Annotated in this window: 14 protein-coding genes and 1 pseudogene; 12 read left to right on the top strand and 3 right to left on the bottom strand. The window is 63.9% G+C overall.

All coding sequences use genetic code 11. From position 1 onward, the window contains the following. Positions 1 to 51: 51 nt before the first annotated feature. Positions 52 to 1,617, bottom strand: a complete 1,566-nt coding sequence (hpaE, locus tag AC5ZG5_RS03355; protein ID WP_456643041.1) for a 5-carboxymethyl-2-hydroxymuconate semialdehyde dehydrogenase — start codon at positions 1,615 to 1,617, stop codon at positions 52 to 54. Then, positions 1,586 to 1,984 (bottom strand): 5-carboxymethyl-2-hydroxymuconate Delta-isomerase, encoded by a 399-nt coding sequence (locus AC5ZG5_RS03350; RefSeq protein WP_456643055.1) that lies wholly within the window; start codon positions 1,982 to 1,984, stop codon positions 1,586 to 1,588. Before AC5ZG5_RS03350 ends, hpaE begins: the two co-directional genes overlap by 32 nt. Positions 1,985 to 2,148: 164 nt before the next feature. Here AC5ZG5_RS03350 and hpaR point away from each other — a divergent pair, with 164 nt between their 5' ends. The 11 genes and pseudogenes from hpaR to AC5ZG5_RS03295 all read left to right on the top strand — a co-directional run bounded on the left by hpaR (position 2,149) and on the right by AC5ZG5_RS03295 (position 18,303). Beyond that, positions 2,149 to 2,613 carry a homoprotocatechuate degradation operon regulator HpaR gene (gene hpaR / locus AC5ZG5_RS03345; protein WP_130224407.1) on the top strand — a complete coding sequence of 155 codons (465 nt, stop codon included), beginning with the start codon at positions 2,149 to 2,151 and terminating at the stop codon, positions 2,611 to 2,613. Positions 2,614 to 2,910: 297 nt separating this feature from the next. Beyond that, entirely contained in the window at positions 2,911 to 4,056 is a 1,146-nt protein-coding gene (locus AC5ZG5_RS03340) for an ABC transporter substrate-binding protein (RefSeq protein ID WP_130224356.1), read from the top strand. Positions 4,057 to 4,140: 84 nt separating this feature from the next. Then, positions 4,141 to 5,016, top strand: a complete 876-nt coding sequence (locus tag AC5ZG5_RS03335; RefSeq protein ID WP_456643040.1) for a branched-chain amino acid ABC transporter permease — start codon at positions 4,141 to 4,143, stop codon at positions 5,014 to 5,016. Then, a complete protein-coding gene (locus AC5ZG5_RS03330) occupies positions 5,013 to 6,791 on the top strand; it encodes a branched-chain amino acid ABC transporter ATP-binding protein/permease (protein WP_456643039.1) in 1,779 nt (592 codons plus the stop codon). The genes AC5ZG5_RS03335 and AC5ZG5_RS03330 overlap by 4 nt, the downstream gene beginning before the upstream one ends. Next, a complete protein-coding gene (locus AC5ZG5_RS03325) occupies positions 6,791 to 7,519 on the top strand; it encodes an ABC transporter ATP-binding protein (RefSeq protein ID WP_208819979.1) in 729 nt (242 codons plus the stop codon). The genes AC5ZG5_RS03330 and AC5ZG5_RS03325 overlap by 1 nt, the downstream gene beginning before the upstream one ends. A gap of 70 nt (positions 7,520 to 7,589) precedes the next feature. Further along, a complete protein-coding gene (locus AC5ZG5_RS03320; RefSeq protein WP_130224348.1) occupies positions 7,590 to 8,675 on the top strand; it encodes a malate/lactate/ureidoglycolate dehydrogenase in 1,086 nt (361 codons plus the stop codon). A 171-nt stretch (positions 8,676 to 8,846) separates the two neighbouring features. Continuing rightward, positions 8,847 to 9,626: an HpcH/HpaI aldolase family protein gene (locus tag AC5ZG5_RS03315; RefSeq protein ID WP_130224346.1), complete on the top strand. Its 780-nt coding sequence runs from the start codon at positions 8,847 to 8,849 to the stop codon at positions 9,624 to 9,626. 185 nt (positions 9,627 to 9,811) lie between these two features. Beyond that, positions 9,812 to 11,335, top strand: a complete 1,524-nt coding sequence (locus tag AC5ZG5_RS03310) for a UxaA family hydrolase (protein WP_456643038.1) — start codon at positions 9,812 to 9,814, stop codon at positions 11,333 to 11,335. A 233-nt stretch (positions 11,336 to 11,568) separates the two neighbouring features. After that, positions 11,569 to 14,830, top strand: a pseudogene (locus AC5ZG5_RS03305) (transglutaminase family protein). Positions 14,831 to 14,905: 75 nt separating this feature from the next. Then, positions 14,906 to 17,428 carry a circularly permuted type 2 ATP-grasp protein gene (locus AC5ZG5_RS03300; RefSeq protein WP_456643037.1) on the top strand — a complete coding sequence of 841 codons (2,523 nt, stop codon included), beginning with the start codon at positions 14,906 to 14,908 and terminating at the stop codon, positions 17,426 to 17,428. After that, positions 17,425 to 18,303, top strand: coding sequence for a transglutaminase family protein (locus AC5ZG5_RS03295; protein WP_456643036.1), 879 nt, complete (start codon positions 17,425 to 17,427; stop codon positions 18,301 to 18,303). The genes AC5ZG5_RS03300 and AC5ZG5_RS03295 overlap by 4 nt, the downstream gene beginning before the upstream one ends. Before the next feature lie 133 nt (positions 18,304 to 18,436). On the opposite strand, the gene AC5ZG5_RS03290 is transcribed toward AC5ZG5_RS03295, so the two are convergent. Then, on the bottom strand, positions 18,437 to 19,426 hold the full coding sequence (locus AC5ZG5_RS03290) for a helix-turn-helix domain-containing protein (RefSeq protein ID WP_456643035.1): 990 nt from the start codon (positions 19,424 to 19,426) through the stop codon (positions 18,437 to 18,439). Positions 19,427 to 19,868: 442 nt separating this feature from the next. Between AC5ZG5_RS03290 and AC5ZG5_RS03285 the strand changes: the two genes are divergently transcribed. Beyond that, complete coding sequence (locus AC5ZG5_RS03285; RefSeq protein WP_456643034.1) at positions 19,869 to 20,861, top strand: formylglycine-generating enzyme family protein; 993 nt, start codon at positions 19,869 to 19,871, stop codon at positions 20,859 to 20,861. The last annotated feature ends 90 nt before the right edge of the window (positions 20,862 to 20,951 follow it).

Here is a 20,951-nt window from a genome sequence, read left to right as displayed (position 1 = left end):
TCTCCCTATGGGAGAGGTGGGGCACCGTCTTTGTCGATGCAGTGGCGCCCATCACACTCCCAGTCTCTGTATCTTATGCGTCCCGCGCGCCAGCGAGACGTGCTTGGTTTCCATGTAGAAGTCGAACGAATAATCGCCGCCGTCGCGGCCGATGCCTGACGATTTCATGCCGCCGAACGGCGTCGGCAGGTGGCGGACGTTTTCCGAGTTGAGCCAGATCATGCCCGCTTCGAGCGTATCAGCCACGCGCAGCGCGCGGCCCATGTCGCCGGTCCAGACATAGCCGGTGAGGCCATATTGCACGCCGTTGGCGATCTCGACCGCATCAAGCTCATCGCGGAACGGGATGACGGTGAGGAACGGTCCGAACACCTCTTCCTGCGCCACCCGCATCTTGGAATGCGCGGCCGTGACGAGCGTCGGCTGCACATAATGTCCGCCGCCCGGACCGTCATGCGGCTTGCCGCCGACTGCGATCGTCGCGCCTTCCTGTCGTGCCACGTCGAAGTAGGAGCAGACCTTTGCCAGGTGCCGCTCATGGATCAGCGGCCCGATCTCGGTTGCGGGGTCGAGGGGGTGGCCAACCTTCAGCGCCTTCACCCGCGCCGTGAGCGTTTCGACGAACCGTTCCGCAATGCTCTCTTGCACCAGGAGCCGGCTCGAGGAGGTGCAGCGCTCGCCGTTCAGCGAGTAGATCATGAACACGACGGCATCGAGCGCGCGCTCGAGATCGGCATCCTCGAACACGATCACGGGGTTCTTGCCGCCGAGTTCGAAATGCACACGCTTCAGCGTCGGCGCGCCCTGCGCCATGATTGCGGACCCGGTAGCGCTCTCGCCGACGAAGCCGATCGCCTTGATTGCGGGATGTTCGGTCAGCGCTTTACCAGCCTCCTCGCCGAAGCCATGCACGGTGTTGAGCACGCCGTCGGGCACGCCTGCTTCCTTCACCAGCTTTGCCAATAGATCAGCCGTCACAGGCGACCATTCGGCGGGCTTGTGCACCACCGTGCAGCCGGCGGCGAGCGCTGGCGCGATCTTCCAGGTCGAGAGCATGAACGGCGTGTTCCACGGCGTGATCACGCCGACCGGTCCGATCGGCACGCGCGTAGAGATGTTCCAGTGCTCTTCGCTCGGCATGTTGAGGCCGTCGCGCGCCTCGGCGCATTTGTCGGCGAAGAAACGGAAATTTTCGGCCGCGCGGATTGCGGCTTTCGCCATGAAGCGATGCGCCTGGCCCGTGTCGATGCATTCCAGCACCGCGATATCGTCGGCATGATCCTCGATCGCGTCGGCTACGCGATTGAGCAGTTTGCGCCGCATCGAGGCCGACATATCACGCCAGGACTTGAAGGCGAGGGCGGCGGCGGTCGCGGCGCGATCGACGTCCTCATTATTGCCGCGCGCGACACTTGCCAGCACGGCGCCGTCGATCGGCGACTTCGTCTCAAATGTCTGCCCGGAGGTCGATGGCACGACCTTGCCGTCGATCATGTGGCCAATTCCCTCCGCCTTCAGCTTTGCCAGCAATGGCGCAGCGCGGTCGCGGTTGGCCTGGAATAGTTCGGCCGATTTCGCCTTCGCTTTATCCACGGACAGTCTCCACCTTGAGCGCATCGTGGATGCTGTTGCGCTTCCAGCTCGTCTCCTTGTCGTTGATCTGCATGTCGAACGACAACGCGAATTTGCTGCTCGCGAATACCGGGTCGAGATAGGTCGACAGCGTCCTGAAGATATGGTCTCCCGCCTTCTTGCGGGTTGCGAGATCGCGCCCCTCTCCGAGCCGCAGCACCATGTCGAGGAAGCCGTAGTCGTTTCGGCCGTCGGCGATCGCGTAGTGCTCGCATCTGACGGCGCGAACACGGATGCCGCCGAGCGGGAAGATGCCGGTCTCGATCGCCGCCTTGCGCACGAGTTCGACCACTTCGCCCATGTCGAGACGGGAATCCAGGTTGGCCGAATATTCGATGGTGAAATGCGGCAAGGTGGATCGCTCCTGATGCGCCGGAATGATTAACATGTTAAATGTATCGGCGTAAATTGATTTGCGCTTTGTTGCGCCGCAAAAGATTGACGATGCCAGGTAAGAAATCATCCTTGAACGGTTCGCGGCCGCGCGCGACGCCGGAGACAAAGCGGCAGGGGCCGATGCGCGACTTCTCGCGCTCGCTGCCGATGTCGCTCTTGCGCGCGCGCGAGGCCGTGATGCGGCAGTTCCGTCCCTCTCTGCGTCATCATGCGCTGACCGAGCAGCAATGGCGCATCCTGCGCGCGCTCACATCGGTGGAGTCGATCGAGGTCACCGACCTCGCGCGGCTCGCTTTCCTGCTGGGGCCGAGCCTGTCGCGCATCCTGCGCGACCTCGAAGCGCGCGGCCTGATCGAGCGCCGTTCGGCGGAGGCGGACCTGCGTCGCGCCGTGGTGTCGATCTCGCCGAGGGGATTGAAGCTGATCGAAGCGGTCGCGCCGACATCGGAAGCGATCTACGCCGCCATTACAAAACGTTACGGCGCGCGCAAGCTTGCTGAGCTGCAGGCCATGCTCGGTGCGCTCGAGGAAAGTCTTGCGAGCTTGTCAGGCGCGGAAGAGGGCAGGGGCGAGGCGGACGAATAAATGCAAAATTTGCATGATGATGTGTGCTCGGACGCATAGCTCGCCTTTCCTGCACATCGTTTGAGCACAAAGGAATTGGCAGGCGCGCGGAATCTGCCGGAATAGTCATGATCTCGTCGGCATTCATCTTTCCTGTGCGCGCGGATAACGCTGCACCTCCATCGTTAGTCGAAAACACCGCAATATCAATTTACTCCGAGACGGAGAGTCCGTAAGTACGCATGCGGTTCGCGCCCCGCCCGGGATCGCCAACAGCAAGAAGGGCCGACGAAGAAGCCCGGCCTCAGGGAGAAACCAATGAAACTGACGAGACGCGATTTCGCGGCTGGTGTCGTCGCCGGCCTTGCCGCCCCCCACATCATCACGAGCGCGAGAGCGCAGGGCGCCACGATCAAGATCGGCATGTGCGCGCCCGTGACCGGTCCCGCCGCCGAATCAGGCCGCTACGCCATCCAGGGTGCGAAGCTCGCGCTCGAAGCGGTCAACAAGGCCGGCGGCATCCTCGGCAAGCAGGCCGAGCTGATCATCGAAGACGATCAGACCACCAATCCCGGTATCGTGCTGGCCTTCTCCAAGCTCGCTGCGCAGTCCGACATTGTCGGCTTCCTTGGTTCGATCCGGTCGACCCAGGTGCACGCCATGGCGCCCGACGTGCTCAAGCTTGGCAAGCCCGTGATGATCGGGGGTACCGATCCGAACCTCACGCACATGGGCAATCAGTGGCTGTTCCGTTTCCGTCCGAATGACAGCTATTCCGGGCGCGTCATCGCCGAGTATGGCGTCAACACGCTCGGCAAGAAGAAATGGGCCGTGCTGCATTCCACCGACGCTTTTGGCACTGCAGGTGGCAAGGCTCTGACCGCTGCGTTGGAAAAGCTCGGAGCCCCGCCCGTGCTCGACCAAGGCTATGCCAACCAGAGCCAGGACTTCACTCCGGTCGTGCTCGCGATCAAGCAGTCCGGCGCCGATATCCTCGGATCCTACTTCACCTTCGAAAACGACCTCGGCATCTTTGCGCGGCAGTTGCGCCAGCTCGGCGTCAACATTCCCTGGGTTGGCTCGCCCTCGATCGTCAATATCACCGCGCTGAAACTCGCCGGGCCTGCGCTGTACAACACCTATGGTGTCGCGGACTACGCGGAAGATTCCAGCGAAGCTTCTAAGGCGTTCGGCAAGCTCTATCGTGATGCGGTCAAGGTCGCACCGGATAACCAGAGCTCCTGGCCCTATGACGCGGTCACCGTGCTGGCGGCGGCGATCAACAAGGCCGGCTCGACCGAGCCTGCAAAAATCCGCGAGGCGATCCTGTCGATCAAGAAATTCCCCGGCGCCGAAGGCGAGTATAATTTCGACCAGAACGGCGACGGTTTGCACGGCTACAACATCGTGAAAAACGACAAGGGCAAAATCGTTTTCGACAAGCACATTGAATTCAACGATTGACCACGTTTTCGGCCTCTTCGTTCTCCACGGAGGGGCCGAAAACCTTTCGGCGAATTCTCTGGGTTCCTCCTAACCGAGCTTGTCATGGATCTCGTCCTTCAACTGCTGTTTACCGGCATCGGCATCGGCGCCGTCTACGCGCTGGTCGCGCTCGGTTTCGTGCTGATCTTCCGCGCCACCAATGTGGTGAATTTCGCGCAAGGCGAGTTCTCCATGGTCGCGGCCTATCTGATGGTGGTGTTCTCCGTCGATCTCGGCTGGCCCTACTGGCTGTCCTTCCTGATCGCGCTTGGCGGCATGGCGCTGCTTGGCGTGATCTTCAATCTCGGCGTTTATTATCCGCTGCGCCACCGCACCTTCCTGCCTGTCATCATCGCCACGATCGGCGCCTCGATCCTGCTGTCGAATTCGGTGCTGGCGATCTACGGCCCGCAGCCGCAGGTGCTGCAGGGCTGGTTCGATACGCCCGGCATCCAGCTTGGTCCTGTTTATCTCGATAGCCAGTATCTGTTGATCATCGCGGTGACGATCGCGCTCGTGTTCTTCAATTACTGGTTCTTCGAGAAGACGCTGCTCGGCAAGAAGCTGCAGGCGACCTCGCAGGACAAGGAAATGGCCTCGCTGCTCGGCATTTCCGTCTCCATCATGATCATGATCACCTTCATCTATTCCGCCGTGCTCGGCGGTCTGGCCGGCATTCTCGTTGCGCCGGTGCTGTTCGTCTCGATCCAGATGGGCTCGACGATCGCGCTGAAGGCATTCGCTGCTACGATTATTGGCGGCTTCGGCGATGTCGCCGGCGCCATTATCGGCGGGCTCGCGCTCGGCGTCATCGAGACCTTTGGCGCGGCGTACATCTCGGTTCCCTACAAGGATGGTTTTGCCTTCCTGGTCCTGGTCGCCTTCCTGATCTTCCGGCCGCAGGGCATCTTCGGCGAACGCGTGGCGGAGAAAGCATGAGCGCCCCCCGCGACAACGTGCCGATCCCGGCACCCGCCGTCCGCTCGAAACCGCTTGTGATCCGCCATTTGCCGTATTTCATCGGCGCGGCGATCCTGGTGGCGCTTGCCGCAGGCTTGCGGTTCGACGGCTACATCCTCAACATCCTGCTGCAGGCGACGACGTTCTCAATCGCGGTGTTCGGCCTGTCGGTCGTGCTCGGGCTGTGCGGCCAGATCAATCTGGCGCAGGCGGCGTTCTTCGGGCTCGGCGCCTACGCGGTCGGCATCGGAACGACTGACCTGCATCTCAGCTTCTGGCTCTGCCTTGTTGGCGGCTGCGTGATCGCGCTGCTTGCCGGCGCGTTCCTGGGCATGTCGACCTTGCGGCTCGGCGGGCATTACCTCGCGATGGTGACGATCTCGTTCCAGCAGATCGTCACGCTTGTGATGATCAACGCGATCTGGCTGACGCGCGGGCCTGACGGCGTCCCCAATATCCGTCGTCCCGAGCTGTTCCAGACGTCGCAGAGCTATCTCGCTTTCTGCGTCGCCATGCTCGCGATCGTCGGCTATTTGGTCTGGCATCTCTCCGATACCAAGCTCGGCCGCGCGATGCGGGCGGTGCGCGACAACGAACTCGCGGCCGGCGTCAACGGCATCGACGTGTTCCGCACCAAGATCTACGCCTTCGCGCTCTGTGCGCTGCTCGGCGGCCTGGCGGGCGGCCTGTTTGCCGGTGGCTTCGCCTATGTCAGCCCCGATCAATTCTCCTTTGCGGAATCGATCGTGTTCCTGACGATGTCGCTGCTCGGCGGCGTCGCTTCGCCGATCGGCTCGGCGATCGGCACGGGGCTCCTGATCCTGATCCCGGAATGGCTGCGCTTCCTCAAGAGCGTGCCCGGCCTTTATCTAGCCATCTACGGCCTGTTCGTGATCCTGATCATCCGCTTCATGCCTGACGGCATCTGGGGCTTCGTCGCCGATGCCTTCAATCGCTGGCGCGCGCACACCAAGGCGCCGCCTGTTGCGGCCGCGCTGCAGTTGAAGCCCGCGACCGTCGGCGGCGACTACGTGCTGGAGGTCACCGGACTGTCGAAACATTTCGGCGGCCTGAAAGCGGTCGACGGCGTCGACATCGCGGTGAGGCGCGGCGGGGTCCACGCGTTGATCGGGCCGAACGGTTCCGGCAAGACCACGACGCTCAACGTGCTGTCCGGCCTCTACGAGGCGACCTCGGGCAAGATCGTGCTCGACGGCACCGACATCACCCACATGCCGCCGCACCAGCGCACGGCTGCGGGCCTCGGGCGCACATTCCAGAACATCCGTCTGTTCCGTTCGATGACGGCGCTCGAGAATGTCGAGATCGGCGCCGAGCGGCCCGGCAACACCATGATCGGGAAGGGCGAGGACGCGCTGACCGAACGCGCGATGGAGGCACTGAATTTCGTCGGCCTCGGTAACCGCGCCAATGAGCTGATCTCGAGCTTCTCCTACGGCCACCAGCGCTTGATCGAGATTGCGCGCGCGCTCGCCGCCAATCCGACGCTGCTGCTGTTAGACGAGCCGGCCGCAGGGCTGAACTCGACCGAGAAGCTCGAATTGCATGAACTGCTCAAGCGCATCGCAGCGCAGGGCCTGACCATCCTGATCATCGATCATGACATGACGCTCGTCTCTGAGGCTGCCCAGCACATCACCGTGCTCAATTTCGGTCGCCGCATCGCGGACGGCGAATCCATGGCGGTGCTGCGCCATCCCGATGTCGTCTCCGCCTATCTCGGGAGCGAATGATGCCGCTGCTCGAAATCCGCAATCTCGTGGTCCGCTACGGCGAAATCGAAGCGCTGCGCGGCGTCACCATCGCCGTCGAGGCAGGGCAGGTGGTGACCTTGCTCGGCGCCAACGGCGCCGGCAAATCCACCACGCTCCGCGCCATCTCGGGGCTCGCCAAGCCCACCTCAGGCGAAATCATGTTTGATGGACAATCGATCGCCGGCCTCGGGCCGGAGGCGATCGTGCGGCTCGGCATCTCGCATGTGCCGGAGGGCAGGCGGGTGTTCCCGGGCCTCACGGTCAAGGAAAACATCATGCTCGGCGCGTCAAACCGAAAGGCTTCGTCGGCGCAGATCTCGCGCGAGGCAGATGCGATGTTCGACCTGTTTCCGGATATCCGCGCCTTCGCCGACGCGCTGGGTTGGACGCTGTCCGGCGGTCAATTGCAGATGGTTGCCGTCGCCCGCGGCTTGATGGCGAAGCCGCGGCTGCTGTTGCTGGACGAGCCATCGCTGGGACTTGCGCCCGTCATCGTGCAGGCGGTGTTCCGCATCATTTCGCAGATCAGGAAAGACACCACGGTCTTGCTTGTTGAGCAAAATGCGCGCATGGGACTTTCGGTCGCCGATCACGGCTTCGTCCTGGAAACGGGGCGGATTGTGCTTGGCGGCAAGCCCGACGAATTGTGGGGCAACGAGGCCATCGCTGCGGCCTATCTCGGCGGTCACGCCAAGGCCAGCGCATAAGAAGCATGATCCGGAGGAGCCGGTGTGCCGGAAGGATCGTGCTCCAAACCAAGGAGCGAGTGACATATCCATGGTGACGATCAAGGTCGATAATCTCATCAATTTCGTTGCTGAAGTCTTTTCTCACGCCGAATCCTCGCCCGAAGAAGCCCGTCGCATTGCAACATATCTGACCACCGCCAATCTCACCGGGCACGACAGCCACGGCGTGATCCGCGTGCCCGTCTACATCCGCTGGAAGAAAATGGGCTCGGTGGTTCCGAACCAAACCGCCGAGGTCGTGGTCGATACGCCCTCGCTGGCCGTCGTCGACGGCAAGTTCGGTTACGGGCAGACCGTTACGCCGGTCGCCGTCAAGATCGGCATCGAAAAGTGCAAGAAGGCGGGGCTCGCTGCAGTTGCGCTGCGCAATGCCGGCCATATCGGCCGCGTCGGCGATTGGGCCGAGATGGCCGCCGCCGAAGGGCTGGTGTCGGTGCATTTCGTCAATGCCGCGGGCTCGCTGCTGGTCGCGCCGTTCGGCGGCGTCGAGAAGCGGCTGTCGACTGCGCCCTATTGCGTCGGTATTCCGCGCGAAGGCCACGATCCGATCGTGCTCGATTTCGCCACCTCTGTTGTCGCCGAGGGCAAGGTCCTTGTCGCGAGCCGCGGCGGCAAGAAACTGCCTGTTGGCGCGCTGGTCGATTCCGACGGAACCTTGAGCGAGGATCCGCATGTGTTGTACGGGCCGTACACCCCGGACGGGCCGCGCGATCACACCAAGGGCACGGGCGCGATCCGTGCCTTCGGCGAGCACAAGGGCTCTGGTCTGGCGTTCATCTGCGAACTGCTCGGCGGCGCACTGACCGGAACGGGCGCGACCGCGCCGAACCGGCGTTTTGCCAATGGCATGCTGGCATTCTACGTCGATCCCAAGGTGGTCGACCCCGCCAATTTCTTCGACGGCGAAATCTCGCGCTATGTGGACTTCATTCGCGAGACCAAGCCGATCGCCGGCACCGACAAGGTGCTGATCCCCGGCGACCCCGAAAGAAAGACCCGCGCCGAGCGCACCAGGAACGGCATCCCCTTGCCTGACGACACCTGGGCGGCGATAGTGAACACCGCGCGCGAAGTCGGCGTCAGCGAAGTCAGCATCCAGCGGGCAACAGGTTAACTTCGTCATTACAAATTGCCGTCATTGCGAGGAGCGATAGCGACGAAGCAATCCATGTTTCAGCTTGCGGTGAGATGGATTGCTTCGCGGAGCCTGTCATCCGGCGGCGCTTCGCGCCGACCGGGTGGCTCGCAATGACGGAAGGTCCGACAAAAAAGGAAGGAAGGCAAAGTGGCGAATAACAAGGTCAAGCAAATCTGGGCGTCGGGCAAAGCGGTTGTCAACGCATGGCTGGCGATCCCGTCGGGCTTTTCGGCCGAAGTGATCGCGCAGTGCGGTTTCGACAGCGTCACCGTCGACATGCAGCACGGTGTGCAGGATTATCTGTCGATGGTGCAATGCTTCCAGGCCATGAACGGCCATCCGGTGACGCCGATGGTGCGCGTGCCCTGGAACGAGCCCGGCATCATCGGCAAGGTGCTCGACGGCGGCGCGTATGGCGTGATCTGCCCGATGGTCAACACGCCCGAGGAAGCCAGGAACCTCGTCTCCTATGCGAAATATCCGCCGAAGGGCACGCGCTCGAACGGCCCGATCCGCTCCGGCATGTACGGCTCGGCCGGCACCTATCAGCAGACCGCGAACGATGAGATCGTGCTGCTGCCGATGATGGAAACCAGGACCGCGGTCGAGAACATGGAAGCGATCCTCGACGTCGAGGGCATCGACGGCGTCTATATCGGTCCCTCCGATCTCGGCTTCTCCTATGGCTTGGTGCCGAAGCTCGACCGCGACGAGCCGGAGATCCTCAAAATCTACGAGAAGATCATCAAGGAGTGCGGAAAGCGCGGCCTCAACCCCGGGATCCACTGCAGCGGCGCCGAAGGCGCGGTGCGTGCGATCAACATGGGCTTCAAGCTCGTCACGCTCTCGAACGAGAGCGGATTGATGATGACCTACGCCAAGATGCAGGTGAACCAGACCCGCAAGGAATCTGGCGGTAAAGCGTAACGGTCTCTCTATCTCCCTCTCCCCGCTCTTCGCGGGGAGAGGGTAGGGTGAGGGGCCTCTATCCGCGAGCACTGAACTAGCAGTTGAGCGCGTGGCTTGCCCCTCACCCGGATCGCATCTGCGATGCGATCCGACCTCTCCCCGTAAGAACGGGGAGAGGTGAATACGAAACTAAGGAGAATCCCATGGCCCCGGCACCCGTGATCCGCCTGCATCCCGATGACAGCGTGCTGATCGCGCGCGCGAGCCTGCCGCCGGGGCTTGAGGTCGCCAGCGGCGTCACCACCGTCGACCGCATTCCGGCCGGCCACAAGGTCGCGATCAAGCCGATCGCGCAAGGAGAGCCGATCAAGCGCTATGGCCAGATCATTGGCTTTGCCACCGCGCCGATCGCGCCGGGTCAGCACGTCCACACCCAGAATTGCGGCATGGGCGATTTCGCCAAGGACTATGCCTATGGCGTCGACGTGAAGCCGGTGCCCAATTTCGATCTGCCGGCGACCTTCGACGGCATCCGCCGTCCAGATGGCCGCGTGGCTACGCGCAACTATATCGGCATCCTCACCTCGGTGAATTGCAGCGCCCATGTCGCTAGCCTCGTCGCCGACGTCTTCAAGAAGAATCCGTTCACCGGCGACAATCCGCTGGCCGATTTCCCGAATGTCGACGGTGTCGTCGCGCTGACTCACAAGACCGGCTGCGGCATGACCCAGGACGAGCCGCTTGCGCTGCTTCGCCGCACGCTCGGCGGCTATGCGCGGCATGCGAATTTCTCCGCCGTGATCGTGCTCGGCCTCGGCTGCGAAGTGAACCAGATCGGCGGCCTGATGCAGGAGCAGAAGCTCGCCGGCCGTCTGCGCGCGATGGATATCCAGGAAGTCGGCGGCACCCGCAAGACCGTGGAAGCCGGCGTCGCCTTCGTGCGCGAAGCGCTCGCCGACGCCAACAAGGTGAAGCGCGAGAAGGTCGCCGCGAGCGAGCTCACGGTGGCGCTGCAATGCGGCGGCTCCGACGGCTATTCCGGCGTCTCCGCCAATCCCGCACTCGGCGCTGCCAGCGATCTCCTCGTGCGGCACGGCGGCACCGTGATCTTGTCCGAGACTCCGGAGACCTATGGCGCCGAACATCTTTTGACGCGCCGCGCCGTCAGCCGCGAGGTCGGCGAGAAGCTGGTCGGCCTGATGCGCTGGTGGGAAGAATATACGCAGCGCGAAGGCGCCGAGATGAACGCCAATCCAAGCCCCGGCAACAAGGCCGGCGGCCTCACCACGATCCTGGAGAAATCACTCGGCGCGATGGCCAAGGCCGGCAGCACCAATCTGGTCGACGTGCTGCATTACGCGGAGCCGGTGACCAAGCGCGGTTTCGTGTTCATGGACACGCCCGGCTACGACCCGGTCGCGGCGACCGGGCAGGTGGCGGGCGGCGCCAATCTCGTCTGCTTCACCACCGGCCGTGGTAGCGTGTTCGGCTGCAAGCCCGCGCCGTCGATCAAGCTCGCCACCAACACGCCCATGTACAAGCGCATGGAAGACGACATGGACGTCAATTGCGGCACCATCCTCGACGGCGAGGAGAGCGTGCAGGAATGTGGCCAGCGCATTTTTGATCTCATGCTGAAGACGGCATCCGGCCAGCCCACCAAGAGCGAGAGTTTTGACTTTGGCGGCGCCGAATTCGCGCCGTGGGTCTTGGGCGCGACGATGTAGTCTCCGTCGTCCCGGCCTTGACCCGGGACCCATACCGCGTGATCTCCGTTGTGGCGCGAGCAAGCGGTTACAGCTTCGTGCATCACTAAACCCTGTGGTTATGGGTCCGGGTCAAGCCCGGGACGACTCGGGGTTAGAGCGCGCCGAGACGATAGGCACCGTGCCCGTTGTTAGTGCTTGCTGTCGGCCGGAACCAGTGTTCTGCTCAAAAAAGCTGCTGGAGTCCGCCATCCGTGTCGATCTTCGTCGCACTGCATCACGTCACGCATTACAAGTACGACCGACCGATCGACCTCGGGCCTCAGACCATTCGCCTGCGTCCGGCGCCGCATACGCGCACGCCGATCCTGAGCTATTCGCTCAAGGTCACGCCAGCCAATCACTTCGTGAACTGGCAGCAGGACCCGCAGGGCAATTGGCTGGCGCGGCTGGTGTTTCCGGAGAAGGCGAGTGAGCTGAAGATCGAGGTTGATTTCACGGCGCAGATGACCGTGATCAATCCGTTTGACTTCTTCGTCGAGTCCTACGCCACCTCCTATCCGTTCCAATACACCAATGATCTCAAGAACGAGCTCGCGCCCTATCTTGCAACGATCGAGCCCGGGCCGCTGCTCGCAGCTTACCTGAAGGAGATTCCACGCGAGGCCGACAGCACCGTCAATTTCCTGGTCGACCTCAACGCGAAGCTGCGAGAGAAAATCAGCTATCTCATCCGCATGGAGCCGGGCGTGCAGACGCCGGAGGAGACGCTGGCCGCCGGCGCGGGCTCGTGCCGTGACTCGGCATGGCTACTGATCCAGATTCTGCGCCATCTCGGTTTCGCCGCGCGCTTCGTCTCCGGCTATCTGATCCAGCTGCGTCCCGACATCGATCCGGTCGAGGGACCGCGCGAGGTCGAGAACGACTTCACCGATCTGCATGCCTGGGCCGAAGTCTATCTGCCCGGCGCTGGGTGGATCGGCTTCGACGTCACCTCGGGTATGCTGACGGGCGAGGGGCACATTCCCGTTGCGGCCACGCCGCACTACCGCTCGGCGGCGCCGATCTCCGGCACCGCCGGATTTGCCAATGTCGATTTCGCATTCGAGATGAGCGTCAAGCGCATCCGCGAAGCGCCACGGATCACACGTCCGTTCTCGGATGAATCCTGGGCGCGGCTCGATACGCTCGGCGAACAGGTCGATATCGACTTGAGGACGGAAGACGTGCGGCTCACCATGGGCGGCGAGCCGACCTTCGTCTCGGTCGATGATCTCGAGGCGCCGGAATGGAACATCGCCGCGGTCGGTCCGACCAAGCGCGCACTCGCTGATGATCTGATCCGCCGCCTGCGCGATCGTTTCGCGCCGGGCGGCTTACTGCACTACGGCCAGGGCAAATGGTATCCGGGCGAAAGCCTGCCGCGCTGGGCCTTCGGCCTCTACTGGCGCAAGGACGGCGTGCCGATCTGGAGGAACGCCAATCTGATCGCGAAGGTCGACAATTCTTACAAGGCCGAGATTGAGGACGCCGAGCGCTTCGCCATAACCATGGCGCAGAAGCTCGCGCTGGCGGCCGACTACGTCATGCCGGCCTTCGAGGATACCGCCTTTTGGCTTCAGCGCGAGGCCGCGCTTCCCGCCAATGTCAGCCCTGCGAACTCAAAACTGTCCGATCCGGAAGAGCGCGCGTCTGGCGCGGGTGTTTGATCAGGGATTGACGACGCCAAAAGGATATGTGCTCCCGATCCAGCGCTTCAGTCCGCTCGCCGGCATACGCGCCCGCTGGCGCAGCGAGCACTGGAAGCTCCGGCGCAGCCATCTGTTCCTGTCGCCGGGCGACTCCCCGCTCGGCCTGCGGCTGCCGATCTCTTCGCTCGAATACATCGCGCCGGAAGATTATCCCTACATCATCGAGATCGATCCGATGGCGCCGCGTGGCGGCCTCCCGGATTTCGACGAAGAATTGAAGCGCCTGCTCGAAGACCTCCCCGAGCCGCCGCCGGTGCGCACCGCGATGTCGATCGAAATCCGCGACGGCACCCTGTGCGCCTTCATGCCGCCGGTCGAGAAGGTCGAGGACTATCTCGAACTGGTGACGGCGATCGAGGCGACCGCCGAAGAATTGCAGATGCACGTGCATATCGAGGGTTACGCGCCGCCGTTCGATCCCCGCATCGAGGTCATCAAGGTCACGCCCGATCCCGGCGTGATCGAGATCAACATCCAGCCGGCACAAAGCTGGCGCGAGGCGGTCGATATCACCTTCGGCCTCTACGAGGATGCCGCGAAAGTGCGGCTCGGTGCCAACCGTTTCCTGATCGATGGGCGCCACACCGGCACCGGTGGCGGCAACCACATTGTGGTCGGTGGCAGCAATCCGGAGGATTCGCCGTTCCTGCGCCGGCCAGATCTGCTCAAGAGCCTCGTGCTGTATTGGCAGCGGCATCCGTCGCTGTCCTATCTGTTCTCAGGCATGTTCATCGGCCCGACCAGCCAGGCGCCGCGCGTCGATGAAGCGCGCCATGACGGGCTCTATGAACTCGAAATCGCGCTCGCCCATGTGCCGCCGGCGGGCGTGGAAGCGCCGCTGTGGCTGGTGGACCGGCTGTTCCGGCACATCCTGGTCGACATCACCGGCAACACGCATCGCGCCGAGATCTGCATCGACAAGCTCTATTCGCCCGATGGCCCGACCGGCCGGCTCGGCCTGGTCGAATTCCGCGCGCTCGAAATGCCGCCTGATCCCAGGATGTCGCTGGCGCAGCAACTGTTGATCCGCGCGCTGATCGCAAAACTCTGGCGCGAGCCGCAGCAGGGCAAATTCGTGCGCTGGGGCACCACGCTGCATGACCGCTTCATGCTGCCGCATTTCCTCTGGGAAGATTTCTTGGACGTGCTCGCCGATCTCGGGCGCTCCGGCTACGAGTTCTCGCCGGAATGGTACGCCGCGCAACTTGAGTTCCGCTTTCCCGCGTTCGGCCGCGTCCATCATGGCGGCGTCGCGCTGGAACTGCGGCAGGCGCTCGAGCCTTGGCATGTGCTGGGCGAGGAGGGGTCCGCAGGCGGCACCGTCCGCTATGTCGATTCCTCGGTCGAGCGGTTGCAGGTCAAGGCATCCGGCTTTGTCGAGGGCCGTCACGTCGTCACCTGCAACGGCAGGCGGATGCCGATGACGGGGACCGGACGTTCGGGGGAGGCGGTCGCCGGCGTCCGCTTCAAGGCCTGGCAGCCGGCCTCCGGCCTGCATCCGACCGTCCCGGTGCATGCGCCGCTGACCTTTGACCTGATCGACACCTGGAACGGCCGCTCGCTCGGCGGCTGCGTCTACCATGTCGCCCATCCTGGCGGCCGCAATTACGAGACCAAGCCGGTCAATTCCTACGAGGCCGAGGCGCGGCGGCTGGCCCGCTTCCAGGACCACGGCCACACCCCCGGCAGGATCGAGCCGCCGCCGGAAGAACGCACAATTGAATTCCCGCTGACCCTCGACTTGCGGACGCCGCTCCTGCATTGATTGCACCATAGTATTTTCGAGCGAAGTGGGTACCGGTTCGCGTGAAGAAAACGCGTCAAACGCAGAGCGTCGGGAATGACCGGATCGGTCGGCAACAATCAGGAGAACAAGGCCCGCCCGGCCCAGCGCCGCATGGCGCAGTGGTCGCGCGACTATGCGCGGCTGCCCGGCATTCCCGATGAATATATCGGCCCGGACGGCACCCCGCGCCCGGTTTGGACCCGTTTCTTCGACGCCTTTGCCGCGCTTTCGCCGGCCGAGATCGAGCGCCGCTTCGCCGCCGCCGACCGGCATTTGCGCGACGCCGGCGTCACCTATCGCGCACCCGGCGAAACGTCCGACCGGCTGTGGCCGCTGAGCCATTTGCCGCTGATCATCGATGATGCCGATTGGCAGCAGCTGGTCTCCGGCATCACGCAGCGCGCGCAACTGCTCGAAATGATCCTGCGCGATATCTATGGCGATGGTCGCCTCGTCACTGATGGCGCGATCCCCGCCGCCGCGATTGCCGGCAGCAGCGAATATCTGCGTCCCGTCAGCGGCATCAAGCCGCCGGGCGGCCGCTATCTCCATCTTTATGCCGCCGATGTTGGTCGCGGCCCTGACGGCCGCTGGTGGGTGCTCGGCGACCGCACGCAGGCGCCGTCGGGCGCGGGTTACGCACTGGAAAACCGCCTGGTGCTGTCGCGCGCTTTCTCCGGCCTTTACAAGTCGATGAATGTCGAGCGCGTCGCGCCGTTCTTCGAAGCGTTTCGCGATGGCCTGCGCGCCAGCGCCGACCGCGACGAGCCGCGCATCGGCCTGTTGACGCCGGGCTCGTTCAACGAGACCTATTTCGAGCATGCGACGCTGGCGCGCTATCTCGGTTTCCTGCTGGTCGAAGGCGACGATCTCGCCGTCAGCGGCGACCGCGTCCATATCCGCACAGTGGCCGGGCTGAAGCGGCTCGACGTGCTGCTGCGGCGGGTCGATTCCAACTGGCTCGATCCGCTCGAGCTCAACGCCTCCTCGCATCTCGGCGTGCCCGGCCTGATCGAGGTGTTGCGCAAGGGCGGTGTGGTCGTCGCTAACATGCCGGGTTCCGGCGTGCTCGAAGCTCGCGCGTTGCTCGGTTTCCTGCCGAGCCTCTGCCGCCGCCTGCTCGGCGAAGAACTGGAAATGCCGCATATCGCGACCTGGTGGTGCGGCCAGAAGGCGGCGCGCGAACAGGTGCTGTCGCGGCTCGATGATTTCGCGATCGAAAGCGCCTATGGCCGGGGTGTGCCGGGTTTTGCCAGCCATGGCCCCGTGCTCGCGGGCGAACTGTCGCCGAGCGAACGCGAGCAGCTGCGGAATGCGATCGTCGAACGCGGCATCGACTATGTCGGCCAGGAACTGGTGCGGCTGTCGACCACGCCGGTGTGGGAGAACGGCCGGCTCACGCCGCGGCCCTTTGTGCTGCGCGTCTTCGCCGCGGCCACGCCGCACGGCTGGACGATCCTGCCCGGCGGCTTCTGCCGGATCGCCGAACAGCCTGACGCCCGCGCGGTGTCGATGGGCGACGGCGCGCGCGCCGCGGATGTCTGGGTGGTGTCGGAAAAAGCGGTTTCGACCGCGAGCCTGTTGCCCGCGAGCGATACCGTGCGCATCCGCCGCATCGCCGGCGTGTTGCCAAGCCGCGCCGCCGACAATCTGTTCTGGCTCGGCCGCTATCTCGAACGCGCCGAAGCGACGCTGCGCTTGATTCGCGCGCTCGGCTCGCCGATGCGCGATCCCGCGAGGTCGAATCCGAGCAGCACGTCCAACCTGCATTCGGTCGAGCGCATCCAGCGCATGCTGGTGGCCTGGGGCGCGAGCTCGCAGACGGCGCGCGCGAACTTGGCCAAGGTCGCCTCCGAGGCCTTGCAGAGCGAGGAGCGCTTTGGTTCGGCATTGTCGCTGGTCCGCTCGGCGCAGCGCACCGCCACCTCGCTGCGCGAGCGTCTGTCGCCGGACGCCTGGCAGGTCATCACCGAGATGGTGGACCGGCTCGGCGAGGAGGTCGAGGATGACGATGGCGTCATCAGCGCGGCCGAGTTGACGCTGCAGGAACTGGCGAGCTTTGCGGGACTTGCGCAGGAGAACATGAACCGCGCCGCCGGCTGGCGCTTCCTCGACATGGGCCGCCGTGCCGAGCGCGCCATCAACACCACCCGTTTCGCGCGGCAGTTCGCCTATGACGAGGCTGGTGACGAAGACCTCGACATCCTGTTGACGCTCGTCGATTGTCAGATCACCTATCGCTCGCGCTATTTGGTGACGCCGCTCCTCGCGCCGGTGCGCGATCTCGCGGTGCTCGACCCCTATAACCCGCGCTCGGTCGCATTCCAGGTCGAAAGCCTCAACGAACACATCGCGGCACTGCCGAGCCTAAAGGAATACGGGATGATCGAGCGCCCGCAGCGGCTTGCGGTCGCGCTGCAGGCGATGCTGGCGACGGCGGAAGCGACGACCCTTGATGTCAAGACGCTGTTCTCGCTGGAGCAGGACCTGCTCAATCTCGCCGATGCCATCGGGCTGCATTATTTCCCGCACGGGCCCAATGCGAGCCGGCCGGAGAAGCTGACGGGCCTCGCGTGATCTACGATATCAGGCACGTCACGACCTACTCCTACGAAAGCCCGGTGAGCGTCGCGCGATGCTCGCTGCGGCTCGAGCCGCAAAGCGGCAGCGGGCAGGAGCTGATTTCCCACAGCGTCGAGATCAGGCCGCGGCCCGCGGAGCGTACGGCGCGGCGCGACTTCTTCGGCACCTTGACCGAAAGCATCCTGATCGAGACCGCGCACCGCAATCTGCGCATCGACTCGCGCTCGCGCGTCTCGGTCTTGCGCCATGCGCCCGGCCGCACCGCGCCGAGCCCGTCCTGGGAGAGCGTGCGCGACATCGCGTTCGAGGCGACGAGCCTCGGACCATCCTCGCCGGTCGGCTATGTCTTTGCGAGCGCCCTGGTGCCGGTGCTCGCCCCGCTCACGGCCTACGCGTCCGCAAGCTTTCCAAGAGGAGGCGGCATCGTTGCGGGTGCCGCCGACCTGATGCGCCGCATTCGCAGCGACTTCAGATATGATTCCAAGGCCACCGTGATCTCGACGCCGCTGACGGAAGTGTTCGAGAAACGCCACGGCGTCTGCCAGGACTTTGCCCATGTGATGATCGCAGGGCTCCGCGGCCTCGGCCTGCCGGCGGCCTATGTCAGCGGCTATTTGCGCACCATCCCGCCGCCGGGACAGCCGCGCTTGCAAGGGGCTGATGCGACCCACGCCTGGGTTTCGGTGTGGTGCGGCGCCGAGCTCGGCTGGATCGGCTTTGATCCGACCAACGATCTCCTGGTCGAGAACGATCACATCATCCTCGCGGTGGGCCGCGATTTCTCCGACGTCTCGCCGGTCGACGGCATCATCGTCGGCTCGCGCAAGCAGAAGCTGAACGTCTCCGTCGACGTGCTGCTGGTGGAGTGATGCCGTCACGCGCATCGCATCCTGCCGTAGCCCGGGTGAAGCGTCAGCGTAACCCGGGTTCTTTCTTCGATGTCGATACAGTTGTCCGGGTTGCGCTGCGCTCCACCCGGGCTACGGATTTGCTGCGAATGGTTCAACGAAATGCGGCGGCGGACGGCGGCAGTGCGCCGGCGCGCTTGCCGCGAAGTGTCTCGGACGGGTACTCGCCGAACAGGTTTCTGTAATATTGGGCGAACCGTCCGAGCTCGATGAAGCCCTGCTGCATCGCGACTTCGCCGACGGTGACCTCTCCGGGCGCGCTTTCCCGTAGCATGGAATGGATGGCGCAAAGGCGCTTGTGGCGCAGGAATGTCACGGGGCCGATGCCGAACACGTCGTGAAAGGCACGGTGAAGTCCGCGCCGCGACAGCCTGAATTCGGCGCAGATCTCGGAGATATGCACCGGCCTTGGGCCCACTCTATCGAGATAGTCCTCGACGCGGCGAACGAGATTCATCGCCGACGGCAGATAGCCGCTGTCATCAGGCGGCAGCGAATTGACGATCGTACCCGTCATGCAGTCGACGATGGCGCGCTTCCAGAATTCGGCCGCATCATCCGAAAGCACCGCCCCGTGCCGGGCGAGACTTGAAACGATCTGGGGCAGGCGGCGGGCCGCGACCATGCCGATCGCATCGCTCGTGCGATAGTAGCTCTTTTCCAGCCAATGGGCGGGATCGCTGAGCCGCGCGTCGCCGCCGAACACGGAGCCGAGATGAGCGAGATCGAGCCGGACCGCTGCATAAGTGGATGCGCCGTGGAAGATCCCATCATGCTCGACCAGCGGCGGGATCACCAGGACGTCGGACGGACGCATGTCGAACGACCAGTGCGTGACACGGTCTTCGGCATCAAGCAGCATTCCAACGATCAGCCGGTCATCGGTCGAGATGCGCTGCGTGCGCAGGCCGAGATTGAACGAGCCGATGCTCAGCGAGAAATCCCCGATGCCGACATGAGACAGGGTCCCGCGCATCCTGCCACGTCCGATCTGCATGACGTCGACATGGCTGCCCTTGACGCCCTGATGCATGCCCTCGAAGCCATCGAGGTTGGAGATGTTCACCGAAAGATGTTGCGCCATCTTCGCTTCCCCCACGCACGCTGGGGCAGTGCCGGTCCCGGCAACAAGCCGGAGGACGGTGAAGTTCCTGCCACACCAGGACACCGATTGTCCTGCCGATTCGGGTTTCGCGATGGCGGTTGTGCGGCGGTAATTTTTCTCTCGATTTTCGCGAACGCGTTTTACCGACCGCAGGAGATCGGCCGGGTTCGCGTGGCGGCTGTAAGCAAGCTTGCCGAAAATTGGCACAGTCTGCACATCACAGGCCTGCGGAGTTGGTCTATCCTTTGGTCCACAACCAGAGCAGGCACGTGATGAGGTCGTGTCGGACCGCGTCGCAGGCCACGGGAGCGGCTGCGCTCACGGCTCTCGCACACGACAAGAAGAGGGGCTCACCTGTTGTTGCCGCTGGGCTGGCGGCGCTTGAACCGGAAGGGGCGCGACACCGCGCAATGCTGGCGCCATGTTTCGGGCAGAGACCGAATGCAGCAACTATCAGCCGGATGATATCAGGACCGAGGACATGGTCTGGATTCCCGGCGGCACGTTCCGGATGGGATCGGACCATCACTACCCCGAAGAAGCGCCATCGCATCGTGTGAAGGTCGATGGCTTCTGGATCGACCGAACACCCGTCACCAATTGGCAGTTTCGGGAGTTCGTGCTCGCCACCGGCTACATCACTGCGGCGGAGATTCCGCCCGGTCTCGCGAACGATCCGGATGCACCGCCGGACATGCGCCAGGCAGGCTCGCTCGTCTTCACGGCGCCGCGGCGGGTGCGCGATCTGCGCGACACCAGCCAGTGGTGGACGTTCATGCCCGGGGCTAACTGGCGCCATCCATACGGCCCCAAGACCCACATCTACGTGCTCGGCAGTCATCCGGTCGTGCACATCACTTACGCCGACGCACTGGCTTACGCGAAATGGGTCGGAAAGGAATTGCCGACGGAAGCGGAGTGGGAATTTGCCGCGCGCGGCGGGCTCGAGGATGAGGAATACGCCTGGGGCAACGCCCTGATGCCCGGCGGCGTCCACATGGCCAATACCTGGCAAGGCAATTTCCCGGTGCAGAATCTCTGCGAGGACGGCTATGACCGTACTTCGCCGGTGACGGCGTTCCCGCCGAACGGCTATGGCGTCCACGATATGATCGGCAACGTCTGGGAGTGGACAACCGATTGGTGGTCGGCACACCACGAGGCCGACGCGCAGCACGGCGTCCCGCATAATCCCGTCGGTGGCCGCAAGGAGGCCAGCTACGATCCGGCGCGCGCGCGGGCCCGCATCCCACGCAAGGTGCTCAAGGGCGGTTCGCATCTTTCCGCGCCGAATTACAGCCGCCGCTATCGTCCCGCTGCGCGGCACGCGGAGGCGGTTGATGCCTCCACGAGCCATGTCGGCTTCCGGTGTGTGTTGCGGTCACCCGTTTCCCCGTCTCGCCATCATTCGTGATGCGCGGTCATCCTGTAGGTTGCACTCCGCTGAGCGCGCGACCGAGCTAGGAAAGCGTCGTTGAATCGGTTCCGTTGATCGGAACAAGTC

Source organism: Bradyrhizobium sp. Ses1, from assembly GCF_059512365.1.
This window is presented reverse-complemented; position numbering and strand designations above follow the sequence as displayed.

Coding starts and splice junctions, on each gene's coding strand:
- hpaE (WP_456643041.1), bottom strand. CDS start 1,617: ATGCGCTCAAGGTGGAGACTGTCCGTGGATAAAGCGAAGGCGAAATCG.
- hpaR (WP_130224407.1), top strand. CDS start 2,149: ATGCGCGACTTCTCGCGCTCGCTGCCGATGTCGCTCTTGCGCGCGCGC.
- AC5ZG5_RS03340 (WP_130224356.1), top strand. CDS start 2,911: ATGAAACTGACGAGACGCGATTTCGCGGCTGGTGTCGTCGCCGGCCTT.
- AC5ZG5_RS03335 (WP_456643040.1), top strand. CDS start 4,141: ATGGATCTCGTCCTTCAACTGCTGTTTACCGGCATCGGCATCGGCGCC.
- AC5ZG5_RS03330 (WP_456643039.1), top strand. CDS start 5,013: ATGAGCGCCCCCCGCGACAACGTGCCGATCCCGGCACCCGCCGTCCGC.
- AC5ZG5_RS03325 (WP_208819979.1), top strand. CDS start 6,791: ATGCCGCTGCTCGAAATCCGCAATCTCGTGGTCCGCTACGGCGAAATC.
- AC5ZG5_RS03320 (WP_130224348.1), top strand. CDS start 7,590: ATGGTGACGATCAAGGTCGATAATCTCATCAATTTCGTTGCTGAAGTC.
- AC5ZG5_RS03310 (WP_456643038.1), top strand. CDS start 9,812: ATGGCCCCGGCACCCGTGATCCGCCTGCATCCCGATGACAGCGTGCTG.
- AC5ZG5_RS03300 (WP_456643037.1), top strand. CDS start 14,906: ATGACCGGATCGGTCGGCAACAATCAGGAGAACAAGGCCCGCCCGGCC.
- AC5ZG5_RS03290 (WP_456643035.1), bottom strand. CDS start 19,426: ATGGCGCAACATCTTTCGGTGAACATCTCCAACCTCGATGGCTTCGAG.
- AC5ZG5_RS03285 (WP_456643034.1), top strand. CDS start 19,869: ATGTTTCGGGCAGAGACCGAATGCAGCAACTATCAGCCGGATGATATC.